This is a genomic window from Achromobacter sp. UBA5777 (genome assembly GCF_002418565.1).
In the GTDB taxonomy this organism is placed as follows: Bacteria; Pseudomonadota; Gammaproteobacteria; order Burkholderiales; family Burkholderiaceae_B; genus Achromobacter; species Achromobacter animicus.
Genome location: NZ_DIEJ01000281.1, coordinates 59,321 through 70,668, shown reverse-complemented (window position 1 = coordinate 70,668; position 11,348 = coordinate 59,321). Strand labels below are relative to the sequence as shown.

Sequence of the window (11,348 nt, the reverse complement as noted above, 5' to 3'; positions counted from 1 at the left end):
CCGTCGCGGGCAACGCCGTGGGTGGCGGCTCGGGACGCCGCATCACCACCGTCGGCGGCGCGGTCGGCGGCGCCATGGCGGGCAACGCCATCGAAAACGCCAGCGCCCGCCGGGCAGGGCTGGAAATCACCGTGCGCCTGGATTCGGGCGACGTACGCGTCATTACGCAGGAAGCGGACGTGCCGATTTCGACCGGCCAACGCGTCCAGATCGTGACGCAGGGCGGCGTGAGCCGCGTGGGCGGGATTTGATGTCGATGTAGTGCCTTTCAAACCGTGATTGCTACGGGATGCGGAGATTAGGCGGCTTATTCTCCGCAAATTTTGCGGAGAATAAATTGCACGTGCGGCGAATAGGGACCATAATCTCCGCATGACATGCGGAGATTATCTTTACATCTGGCAGGCCCCCGATTGGCCGCAGTGGCGCTTTGACCTCAATGCGCTGGCCGAGCCGTTGGCTAACGTCAGCCGCGCGCAGGGCGCCTTGATGGGGCGCCTGCGGGACGTCGGCATGCCGCTGCGGGATCAGGCGAGCCTCGGCGTCCTGACGGACGAGGTCGTCAAGACCAGCGCAATCGAAGGAGAGGTGCTTAACGTCGCGTCGGTCCGGTCCTCTATCGCGCGACGCATCGGCGTAGATATCGGCGCACTCGCCCCGGTGGACCGTCATGTCGAGGGCGTCGTGGAAATGGTGCTGGACGCCACGGGCAACTGCCATGCGCCCGTCACGCGAGAGCGTCTGTTCGGCTGGCATGCGGCGTTGTTCCCGACGAATTACTCGGGCATGTCTCGCATCAACGTGGGGACTTGGCGCACCGACACCGATGGCCCGATGCAGGTCGTGTCCGGTCCCATGGGCCGCCAGCGGGTGCACTTTGAAGCCCCCGCGGCAGCACGGGTGGACGCCGACATGCACGCATTCCTGAACTGGGTGAATGCGCCCGCGCATGCTGCGGGCGGTCCGGTAATGCCCGCGTTGCTGAAGGCGGGATTGGCCCATCTGTGGTTCGTCACGGTGCATCCGTTCGACGACGGCAATGGCCGCATCGCCCGCGCCATCGGGGATCTGCTGCTGGCGCGCGCCGATGGCAGTCCGCAACGCTTCTACAGTCTGTCGGCTCAGATCCAACGCGAGCGCAACGCTTACTACGCGATTCTCGAGAACACGCAGAAGGACTCCATGGATGTCACGCCGTGGCTGGCCTGGTTTCTGGCGACGCTGCATCGGGCGGTGAATCAGGCTCATGAGGTGCTGGATAAGGTGCTGGCCAAGACCCAGTATTGGCGCCGTTGGGGAGCGGAGCCCCTGAACGAGCGCCAGTCCAAGGTGCTGAACAGGCTGTTGGACGGATTTGAAGGCAAGCTCACCACCACCAAATGGGCCGCCATCGCCAAATGTTCGCCCGATACGGCACTGCGCGACATCACCGATCTCCTGAATCGGAACATGCTCCGCAAAGCGGCCGCCGGCGGACGCAGCTCGAGCTACGAACTACCGGAATGACGTCCCGCCGCCAGGCTTAAGATTCACTTCATCCTGTCGCGTATAGTCGGCGCATGCGTATCCTACTGGCCGAAGACGATGTATCCCTGGGCGAGTCGATCGAATCGTGGCTGGAGCTCGACGGCTACGTCGTCGACCGCGTGACGCGCGGCGATCTTGCCGAGACCGCGCTTGCCACGCACGACTATCACTGCGTCCTGATCGACCGCGGGCTGCCCGGCATGACGGGTGACGACCTGCTTCGGCAATTGCGCGCGCGGCGCGACAACGTGCCGGCCATCATGATCACCGCGCGCGACGCGGTGCCCGACCGCATCGAAGGCCTGGATCTGGGGGCGGACGACTATCTGGTCAAACCGTTCGATCTGGAGGAACTGTCTGCCCGCATCCGCGCCGCTTTGCGCCGCCGCGACGGCAACGCCACGCCGACGCTGGAACACGGCGGTGTCTCGCTCGACGCAGCCGCCAAGCAGGTCCGTTACCACGGCGCGCAAGTGGAGCTGACGGCGCGGGAGTTCGCCATCCTGCACGCGCTCATCCGTCATCCCGGCCACATCGTGTCCCGCGCGCAACTCGAAGAAGCCTTGTACGGCTGGGGCGACGAAGTCGAAAGCAACACGATCGAAGTGCACATCTACAACCTGCGGCGCAAGCTGGCGGCCGACCTTATCAAGACGGTGCGGCGCCAGGGTTATCGCCTGGCCGACTGACATGCGCTGGCGCAAGAACACATCCAGGACTCCATCCAACGCCGCGTCGAAGGCCCCGCGCGGCTATTCGCTGCGGCGGCGGCTGATCGGTACGACACTCGGCTCCAGCATCCTGGTCGGACTGGTCAGCACCCTCATCGTGCTGGCCATCGCACGCAAGGAGGTCAACGACGCCTACGACGACTGGCTGGAAGAGGGCGCGCGGCTGGTCCTGGCGCTGGGCGAAGGCAGCATCGGCCGCGTGGCCGGCGAGCGCGCTCCCGCAGACACGCAACCCGCACTGCGGCTGGACTACCAACTGGTGTCGCGCTCAGGAGAAGTGTTGCTGCGCGGCGAAGACGCGCCAAAGCGGCCGTTCGTGGACCCCGAGCGCCGCGGCGACCGCTATTATGACGTGCGCGCGGACGGCGAGGACTGGCGCGTCTACGTCCGCCATCACGACACGCTGGGGTTTTCGGCACAGGTCGGTCAAGAAATGGACGAGCGCACCGATCTGATCTGGGACATGCTCGAATCGCTGGCCTGGCCGCTGGTCGGCCTGTGGGTGCTGTTGGGGCTGATCAACTGGTTTCTGATCTGGCGGCTGCTCAAGCCGCTTGCGCGCATGACGCGCGGCATCGAGGCCAAGTCGCCGACGGACCTGTCGCCCGTGGCCGAGGAGAGCAGGGCGTATGAAGTCCAGTCGATCACCGCCGCGCTGAACCGCCTGCTGGGCCGGCTTGATCATGCGCTGGAAGCCGAGCGGCGCTTCACCGCGGATGCCGCCCACGAACTGCGCACGCCGCTCGCGGCGCTGGCGTCGCGGATACAGGTGCTGCAACGCAGCCATCCCGCCGAACAGGCGCCGGCGCTTGCCGCCCAATTGCAGCGCCTGCGCGCCGACATGATGCGCACGACCAGCCTGGTCGAAAACCTGCTGCAGCTGGCGCGCCTGGATCCGCAATCGGCCGATGCCATGCCCCGCGAGCGCGTTGATGTGCCGAGCCTGCTGCAGGACGCCGCCGACGCCTGCGCGCCCACGGCGGCGGCGCAGGGCACTACCATAACGATCGATGCGCGCGAGACGGCACTGGCGGGCAACCGTGACGCGCTCTTTACCGCCTTGCGCAACCTGATCCATAACGCGGTGTCGTACGGGCGCCAAGGCGGCCAGGTGCAGGTCGCTGCCGAACGCGCGGGTCAATACGTCGCGCTCAGTGTGAAGGACGACGGCCCCGGCGTGGCCCCGGCCGATCTTGAGCGCTTGACGCAGCGCTTCTATCGCGTGCTGGGCACCAATGTCCCGGGAAATGGCCTGGGCTTGTCCATCGTCGCGCGCGTGGCAGACATGCACCGCGGGCAATTGCGGTTCGGGCCGGGGCTGGACGGCAGGGGATTGGGCGTGACGCTACTCGTGCCCATCGATACGAAGGCCTGACCACAACACAGTCGCATCCGTGCCTCAAAGCTAAGGTCTGCTTCATCTTCGGGGCGTCAAATGGCGCCATGTTCAACAACGAAGCGCAATCCGCGCAAGGAGCTGCACCATGACCCAGACTACCCGTCGTTCCACGTTCATCCGCACCTTCCTGGCCAGCGCCGTGCTCGCCGGCGCCGCCGTGACAGGCGTGGCGCACGCGCAGGGCTACACGGGCCCCAGCACCGGCAAGCCGGCAGCGCAGGGCTATAGCGGCCCCAGCACGGTGGCCGTCACCACGGTCAAGGAATTGCTGGCCAACGGCCGCGATGACCAGAACGCCATCCTGCGTGGCCAGATCGTCTCGCACGACGGCGACGATCACTACACTTTTGACGACGGCACGGGTCAGATCCGCGTCGAAATCGACAACGACGACTTCCCCGCCGGCCAGAAGATCGATGACAAGACCCAGGTCGAACTGCGCGGTGAACTGGACCGCGATCGCAACAGCGTCGAGTTCGATGTGGACAGCGTCCGCGTGATGTAAAGAGCGTGCGGCGGGCGCATACGGTATTCTGTCGGCCTCAAGTCGATACCCGTACCTGTTTGTCGTGAACCCCGTAACGCCCCCCGCCGCGGTCCCGCTGCCCGAAGCCACCATCCGCGCCACCGTCCGGTTGCCCATCCGTCTTGCCGACGGCTCCGAGGCACAGGCGTTGGCGTACAGCTTTCACGGCCTGGCCGATGCGCGCGACCATCTCGCCCTCAAATTCGGGCAACCCGGCCCGCAGCCGCTTGTCCGCCTGCATTCCGAATGCATGACCGGCGACGTCTTTGGCTCGTTGCGCTGCGACTGCGGCCCGCAACTGCAGGAAGCGCTGCGCCTCATGAGCCAGGAGGGCGGTTACCTGCTGTACCTGCGCCAGGAAGGGCGGGGCATCGGCCTATATTCCAAGATCGACGCGTACCGGCTGCAGGAACTGGGCTACGACACCTACACCGCCAATCTGGAACTGGGTCACGGCCTGGACGATCGCGACTACACGCCGGCGGCGCAGATGCTGCGGGCGCTGGGCGTCGATGATCTGGAACTGCTCACGAACAATCCCGACAAGCGCACGCAGTTGGAACGTATGGGCATCCGGGTCAGCGGCTGCCGCCTGACGGGTGTCTATCCGAACGAGCACAACAAGGGCTATCTGCTGGCCAAGGCGCTGCGCACGCAGCATCGGATCGAACTCGGCCAGACCGAGGAGTGATGGCCCGCAAGTCCGCTAGCCGCCCCCCGGGGCGGCTTTGCTTTTCCCGAATGTAAGGACAAACCCTTATACTCTGGGCCGGTCGATGGGCCGCATTGCCGGCTGCATGGCCGTATCGTGTTTTGGAATTCCCTATGAATCAACAACATAAAGACCTGTCCACGCTCGCAAAAGCGTGGCTGTTTGTGCTGGGCGCGTGCATTCTGGCCGCCGGGCTCTTCTTCGGTTACCACGGCGCTCGCCTGGTGGCCCTGAATGGAAGCTGGTATTTCGTGGTGTGCGGCGTCGTACTTGCCGTCTCCGGCATCCAGATCGCCCGCCGCCGCCCCAATGGGGGCCTGCTTTTCGCGCTGGCGCTGGTCGGCACCGCGATTTGGGCGGTCATCGACGTGGGCCTGCAATTCTGGCCGCTCGTCTCCCGCGTGCTGGTGTTCGTGGGCTTCGGCATCCTGGTCGCGCTGTCGCAGCCGCTGCTGCGCCGCGCGCAGAAGCTGCCCGCCAACCCGGCGCCGTCCCGCATCGCGGCCGCCGTACTGGCGCTTGCCTTCATCGCAACCGTGGCCGGCATGTTCGTGCCCCACGCGCCCGTGTCGCAAGGCGAGACTCTGGCGCTCCAGCCCGTCGCACCCGGCCAGGAACAGAAGGATTGGGCGCACTACGGCAACACCGCCGGGGGCACCCGCTTTGCGGCGCTGGACCAGATCACGCGCGACAACGTGAAGGACCTTGAGGTCGCCTGGACCTACCGCACGGGCGACACCCCCGTCAGCCCCGGTGGCGGCGGCGCCGAAGACCAGCAGACCCCGCTGCAGATCGGCAACCGCGTGTTCCTGTGCACCCCGCACAACAACGTGATTGCGCTGGACGCCACCACGGGCAAGGAACTCTGGAAAGTCGAGATCAACGCCAAGCAGAAGAAGTGGATGCGTTGCCGCGGCCTGGCCTATTTCGATATCGATGCGCCGCTTGAGCAGCCCACCGTGGAAGGGGCGACGCCCGTCAAGGCCGTGAGCCTGGACGCCGGCGCCGCCTGCCGCCGCCGCATCCTGATGAACAGCGTGACGCCCGAGCTGATCGCGCTGGACGCCGACACCGGCGCCTTCTGCGCCGACTTCGGCAAGCAAGGCCGCGTGGACCTGCGCGCCGGCATGGGCAAGGGCGCCGACAAGGGCGAGTATTACCCGACCTCGGCCCCGACGCTGGCCGGCACCACCATCGTGATCGGCGGCCGCGTGGCGGACAACGTCAGCACCGACATGCCTGGTGGCGTGGTGCGCGGTTTCGACGTGATTACCGGCGAGCTGCGCTGGGCCTTCGATCCGGGCAATCCGGAAGACCAGGCCGCGCCCGCCGACGGCCAGACCTATGTGCGCTCGACCCCGAACGTGTGGGCGCCGATGTCGTATGACGCCCAATCGAACACCGTGTTCATGCCGGTTGGCAGCGCCGCGGTGGACCTGTGGGGCGTGAAGCACACCGCGCTCGACCGCAAGTACGGCGCGTCCGTGCTGGCCGTCGACGCCAGCACCGGTCGCGAGAAGTGGGTCTACCAGACCGTGCACGACGACCTGTGGGACTTCGACGTCCCGATGCAACCGTCCTTCGCCGACTTCCCCGTCGACGGCAAGACCGTGCCCGCGCTGGTGTTCGGCACCAAGGCCGGCCAGATCTTCGTGCTGGACCGCCAGACCGGCAAGCCGCTTACGCGCGTCGAAGAGCGCAAGGTGCCGGCCGGCAACATCCCCGGCGAAACCTACTCGCCGACCCAGCCGTTCTCCGTCGGCATGCCTTCGATCGGCGCGAACGACATGAAGGAATCGGACATGTGGGGCGCCACACCGTTCGATCAGCTGCTGTGCCGCATCCACTTCAAGTCCAAGCGCTACACGGGCCTGTTCACGCCGCCAGGCACCGATCCGTCGCTGAACCTGCCGGGTTCGCTGGGCGGGATGAACTGGGGCGGCATCTCGATCGACCCGGTCAACGGCTACCTGTTCATCAACGACATGCGCGTCGGCCTGGAAGTGCAGCTGGTCGAAGCCGGCGCCAACGCCAAGAAGAGCGATGGCAACGAAGCCGCCGCGATCCAGGGCCCCGTCGCGCTGTCCGGCACCCCCTACGCGATCAACGCCAAGGTGCGCTTCATGTCGCCGCTGGAGATCCCGTGCCAGGCGCCGCCGTTCGGCACGCTGACGGCCGTGGACCTGAAGACGCAGAAGATGGTCTGGCAGGTTCCGGTCGGCACCGTGCAGGACACCGGTCCCTTCGGCGTCAAGCTGGGTCTGCCGATCCCGATCGGCATGCCCACCATCGGCGGCACGCTCGCCACGCAGGGCGGCCTGGTGTTCATCGCCGCCACGCAGGACTACTACCTGCGCGCGTACGATGCCGGCACGGGCAAGGAAGTGTGGAAGGTCCGCCTGCCGGTCGGCAGCCAGGGCACGCCCATCAGCTACAAGTCGACCGCCGATGGCAAGCAGTACATCGTCATCTCGGCCGGCGGCGCCCGCAACTCGCCTGACCGCGGCGACTACGTGATCGCCTACGCATTGCCGGGCAAGATCTGAGCCGTGCAATAGCGTAAAGGGCAGGGCGAAGCAAGACGCGCCCGAGCCCAGACGCAATGAAGCCGCCTTTCGGGGCGGCTTCGTTGCGTTTGGGGGCTTGAATTCCAGCCCGCTTTGTTCGTTTCGGCTTCCTTGCGTTTGGGCCTATGCGTTTCGGTTCTTGGCGCCGCCCTGGCGTGCCTTGAATCGCGGGTTGGATTTGCAGATGACGTAGATGCGCCCGCGACGGCGCACGACCTGGCAGTCGCGGTGGCGCGTCTTGGCGTCTTTCAGGGAGGCGAGGACTTTCATGAAGGGTTCTCCTGTCCGGTTAAGAAAATCAACAGGTCGAGCGCATGCCGCGATTCCTGGGTTCGAGGGGCGTGGTACGGGTCATCGCGGGCGTGCGGCCATCACGGCCAGTTCGGAAATGGATTGGGCCACGTCTTCCACACAAGCGGTCCCTGCGCCATCTCGTCGTCGCTGAGCAGACAGGCATCAAAGCGCGCCCGCAGGGCAGCTTCATCCATCTCCATGCCGATCAGCACCAGCTCCTGGCGCGCGTCGCCCACACCTTCCACCCAGTTCTTGCGGATCATCGCGACGTATTCCGGATCTTCGGGCCAGCGTTCCGGCGGCATGGCCGCCCACCAATAGCCTGCCGCGCCGTGATGCGCGACCGCGCCGGCCTGCGACCACGACCCCGCAAATTCGGGATGGCTGGCCAGCCAGAAATAGCCCTTGGACCGCACGACGCCCGGCCATTCGTCCTCGACAAAGGCAAAGAAGCGCTCAGGATGCAGGGGCCGGCGCGCGCGGTAAACAAAACTTCGGATGCCGTATTCCTCGGTCTCCGGCGTGTGCTGCCCGCGCAGTTCCTGCAGCCAGCCCGGCGCCTTCGACGCTTCGTCGAAGTCGAAGAGGCCGGTATTCAGCACGCGGTCCAGCGGCACGTTGCCGAAGGCGGCGGCCTCGATGCGGGCGCGCGGATTGAACTTGCGCAGGATGGCGAACAGCCGCTCGCGCTCTTCGCGGGTGATCAGATCCACTTTGTTAAGCACGATGACGTCGCAGAACTCGATCTGATCGATCAGCAGGTCCACCACCGTGCGCTCGTCCTCGTCCCCCAAGGATTCTCCGCGCTGCTGCAGGCGGTCGCGCGAGCTGTAGTCGCGCAGGAAATTGAAGGCGTCGACCACCGTCACCATCGTGTCCAGGCGGGCGATTTCGCCCAGGCTGCGGCCGTCCTCGCCCTCGAAGGTGAAGGTTTCCGCCACGGGCAGCGGTTCGGAGATACCCGTCGATTCGATGACGAGCTGGTCAAAGCGTCCTTCCCGCGCCAGGCGCTCCACCTCCAGCAGCAGATCTTCCCGCAGCGTGCAGCAGATGCAGCCGTTGCTCATCTCGACCAGCTTCTCGTCGGTGCGCGACAGCTCCGCGCCGCCCGTCCTGACCAGCGCGGCGTCGATATTGACCTCGGACATGTCGTTGACGATGACGGCGACGCGCCGGCCCTCGCGATTGTTGAGGATGTGATTGAGCAGTGTCGTCTTGCCGGCGCCCAGAAAGCCGGACAGGACGGTTACTGGCAGATCGTGGGGGGAGGGAGGGTGGTTTTGCATGATTCAAGACCGGGATTGCAGAGCGCGCGTGCGGTACAGCATGTACAACGCCACCGGGGCGCCCACCAGCCCGATGACCGCGTTCAAGTGAAAAACGTGCCGGCTCCAGGGCAGATGCACCACCAGGTCTGCCGCCAGACCCAGCGCGGCGCCGGTCAGGCCGGCGGCGGGCAGCAGCACGCGGTGGTCCGCCGTGCGCATGAACGCACGCGCGACCTGCGCCGCCACCAAACCCAGAAAGGCCACCGGCCCGCAGAATGCGGACACCAGCCCGCACAGCCAGGCGGCCGCGAACAAGGCGGCGCGTTTGACGGCGTCGACGTGCAGCCCCATCGACTGGGCGTACCGCTCCCCCAGCAACAGGCCGTTCAACGGCTTCACGAGCAGCGCGCACGCAGCCATGCCGCCGAGCAGGCCGGGAATCAGGATCTGCAATTGCTGCCGGGTGGCGCTGGCGAAACTCGCGTCATCCCACACCTTGAACGCGCGCGCCTGCGTTTCATCGATGAAGTGCATCAGCACGCTGATCAGGCCGACTGCTAGATAACCCAGCATCAATCCGACGATCAGCAGCGTCACCAGGCCGACGTGACGCGAAAGCCTGGCCAGCAACAGCAGGACCAGGGTCGACCCCGCGATTGACGCCACCGCCATGCCGACATCCCCGACGAGGCCGTAGCGCAGCAGGAAGGCGTTGCCCGCCACGCCGGCTAACGTGACCAGTACCGCGCAACCCAGGCGCGCGCCGTGCACGATCCCCAGAACGAATGGATCGGCAAGCGGGTTGCGAAACAGGGTCTGCAGCATCAGTCCGGCCACGCCGAGCGCAGCGCCGGAGACCATCGCGTTCACGGCCCGTGGCGCGCGAAAGCCCAGCACGATGTCGCGCCACGCAGGGTTTTCCGGTGTCGCGTCAGAAAGCAGGGCCTGCAACACCGCCTTCAAGGGAATAGCCACACTGCCGAGCGACAGTTCCGCGACGAAAAGCACCGCGATCAGCGCCGCAAGCAGCAGGAATGCCACCCATGTCTGCGCCCGACGCGCAGGGCGGCTCATGGAGAATGTCGCGCAGATCTGGGAAATCATTGCAACCTCCGCAGGAACTCGAATTCACCGTCGGCCATGCGCAGCCGACCGGGGTGCAGCGCGCTGATGGCTTCGGCCAGCTGCACGTGGGGTTTGGTCATGCTCTGGTCCTGATAGGGGTTGGCCCATGCGCCCGTGTAGCCGCGGTCCCAGGCATAGACCAGGCCCGATTCGGCCGGCCGGAACCAGCCATGCAGAGGGTTTGCGCGTATCCAGGCGTCAATGCCGGGCTGGCCGCCCAACGTGCCCAGCCAAACATCGGCAAGCACGCCATCGGCATAGATGGATTCAAAGGGCACATACAGCAGGCTGCTGGGACGCGCATCGCGCACGACGTAGTCGCCACCCGCATCGCGGATCAATTGCGCCCGCTGATTGGCCGCGCCGAACGTCTCGAAGGTGGCCCGGCCTGCGGCAAAGCCCGACATGACCGCGGGCCGTGCTGCCACGCCATGCACAAGCGCCGCCAGCCGCTGGTACTCCGCCTCGATGCGGTCAAAGCGGTCATTGGCACGGGCTTCGCGGTTTCCCAGCAGCGCAAGCAGCTTCATCCATTCCGCGCGGCCCAGCGGATGCGTCTCGTGATGATCAGCCTGCGGCAGGGCGCGCACGCCCATTTCCCACAGGCGCGGGTGCATGTTGGCCGCTGGATACGCCGAGTAAAAGGTCAGATAGACGTCCGGCCGGACGGCCATGATCTGCTCGATGCTGGCATGCCCGACTCCCCACATATCGTGAACCAACCCGGCCTGAATGCGCTGCCGAACGGCGGGCACCGTGGCGTTGCGGACGTTTTCTGATCCCACCAGCACATCCACCATGCCCAATTCGTCCAGTGCGCCCAGCATCGCCGAGTTGCCGGTCACGAGCCGCTGGATGGGCACCGAGATCACCGGCACGTGCGCATCATGCGGCGGCGCGGGCGTGCCGCACTGGACGAGCAGAAAGTCCAGCACCTCACGCGTGGCCACGCTGGGCGTAAAGCGCACGCGCTTGTAGTTCGGACCGTATTCGACTTGCAGTTGCGACGAATGACGAAACGCCGTCTTGTCCGGAAAGTAGTCCACGTCAGGCCGAAAGTCGCTCACGCAGGCCGCCTCCAGGTTGTGCGCGGGGCCGTCCAGGCCGGCCGTCTGCCGGGGCAGCGCATCCACGGGCGGCGGGGAGACCTGCGTGCAGCCCGCCATCAGCGCGACCAGCAATGGGCTCAAGATGCAGGC

10 protein-coding genes and 1 pseudogene are annotated in these 11,348 nt (G+C 66.1%); 7 read left to right on the top strand and 4 right to left on the bottom strand.

The annotated features are described in order from the left end of the window. From B3446_RS24635 to B3446_RS24605, 7 genes and pseudogenes are all read left to right on the top strand, one after another. Window positions 1-251, top strand: a pseudogene (locus B3446_RS24635) (glycine zipper 2TM domain-containing protein); the annotation flags it as partial. A gap of 121 nt (window positions 252-372) precedes the next feature. Next, the gene (locus B3446_RS24630; protein WP_291386349.1) at window positions 373-1,506 is read left to right on the top strand and encodes a Fic family protein; all 1,134 of its coding nucleotides are present in this window, start codon (window positions 373-375) and stop codon (window positions 1,504-1,506) included. Window positions 1,507-1,559: 53 nt separating this feature from the next. After that, entirely contained in the window at window positions 1,560-2,216 is a 657-nt protein-coding gene (locus B3446_RS24625; protein ID WP_291386347.1) for a response regulator transcription factor, read from the top strand. A gap of 1 nt (window position 2,217) precedes the next feature. Beyond that, a complete protein-coding gene (locus B3446_RS24620) occupies window positions 2,218-3,633 on the top strand; it encodes an ATP-binding protein (protein ID WP_291386345.1) in 1,416 nt (471 codons plus the stop codon). Between the two features lie 109 nt (window positions 3,634-3,742). Further along, window positions 3,743-4,162, top strand: a complete 420-nt coding sequence (locus tag B3446_RS24615) for a YgiW/YdeI family stress tolerance OB fold protein (protein ID WP_291386343.1) — start codon at window positions 3,743-3,745, stop codon at window positions 4,160-4,162. Window positions 4,163-4,292: 130 nt separating this feature from the next. Further along, the gene (gene ribA / locus B3446_RS24610) at window positions 4,293-4,874 is read left to right on the top strand and encodes a GTP cyclohydrolase II RibA (protein ID WP_255809482.1); all 582 of its coding nucleotides are present in this window, start codon (window positions 4,293-4,295) and stop codon (window positions 4,872-4,874) included. Between the two features lie 134 nt (window positions 4,875-5,008). Continuing rightward, window positions 5,009-7,441 carry a membrane-bound PQQ-dependent dehydrogenase, glucose/quinate/shikimate family gene (locus B3446_RS24605; protein WP_291386341.1) on the top strand — a complete coding sequence of 811 codons (2,433 nt, stop codon included), beginning with the start codon at window positions 5,009-5,011 and terminating at the stop codon, window positions 7,439-7,441. Window positions 7,442-7,585: 144 nt separating this feature from the next. Here the strand turns inward: B3446_RS24605 and ykgO are convergent, their stop codons facing one another. The 4 genes from ykgO to B3446_RS24585 form a co-directional block, all read right to left on the bottom strand. Next, the gene (ykgO, locus tag B3446_RS24600; RefSeq protein WP_175136481.1) at window positions 7,586-7,732 is read right to left on the bottom strand and encodes a type B 50S ribosomal protein L36; all 147 of its coding nucleotides are present in this window, start codon (window positions 7,730-7,732) and stop codon (window positions 7,586-7,588) included. A 101-nt stretch (window positions 7,733-7,833) separates the two neighbouring features. Continuing rightward, a complete protein-coding gene (gene zigA, locus B3446_RS24595) occupies window positions 7,834-9,042 on the bottom strand; it encodes a zinc metallochaperone GTPase ZigA (protein ID WP_191577177.1) in 1,209 nt (402 codons plus the stop codon). A 3-nt stretch (window positions 9,043-9,045) separates the two neighbouring features. Then, on the bottom strand, window positions 9,046-10,128 hold the full coding sequence (locus tag B3446_RS24590; RefSeq protein ID WP_291386338.1) for a FecCD family ABC transporter permease: 1,083 nt from the start codon (window positions 10,126-10,128) through the stop codon (window positions 9,046-9,048). Then, window positions 10,125-11,339, bottom strand: a complete 1,215-nt coding sequence (locus B3446_RS24585) for an ABC transporter substrate-binding protein (RefSeq protein WP_291386335.1) — start codon at window positions 11,337-11,339, stop codon at window positions 10,125-10,127. The genes B3446_RS24590 and B3446_RS24585 overlap by 4 nt, the downstream gene beginning before the upstream one ends. Between the last annotated feature and the right edge of the window lie 9 nt (window positions 11,340-11,348).

Excerpts from the sequence above, each read along its gene's own strand:
- B3446_RS24620 (WP_291386345.1), top strand. The coding sequence starts at position 2,218 with ATGCGCTGGCGCAAGAACACATCCAGGACTCCATCCAACGCCGCGTCG.
- ykgO (WP_175136481.1), bottom strand. The coding sequence starts at position 7,732 with ATGAAAGTCCTCGCCTCCCTGAAAGACGCCAAGACGCGCCACCGCGAC.
- B3446_RS24615 (WP_291386343.1), top strand. The coding sequence starts at position 3,743 with ATGACCCAGACTACCCGTCGTTCCACGTTCATCCGCACCTTCCTGGCC.
- B3446_RS24605 (WP_291386341.1), top strand. The coding sequence starts at position 5,009 with ATGAATCAACAACATAAAGACCTGTCCACGCTCGCAAAAGCGTGGCTG.
- B3446_RS24625 (WP_291386347.1), top strand. The coding sequence starts at position 1,560 with ATGCGTATCCTACTGGCCGAAGACGATGTATCCCTGGGCGAGTCGATC.
- zigA (WP_191577177.1), bottom strand. The coding sequence starts at position 9,042 with ATGCAAAACCACCCTCCCTCCCCCCACGATCTGCCAGTAACCGTCCTG.
- B3446_RS24630 (WP_291386349.1), top strand. The coding sequence starts at position 373 with ATGACATGCGGAGATTATCTTTACATCTGGCAGGCCCCCGATTGGCCG.
- B3446_RS24590 (WP_291386338.1), bottom strand. The coding sequence starts at position 10,128 with ATGATTTCCCAGATCTGCGCGACATTCTCCATGAGCCGCCCTGCGCGT.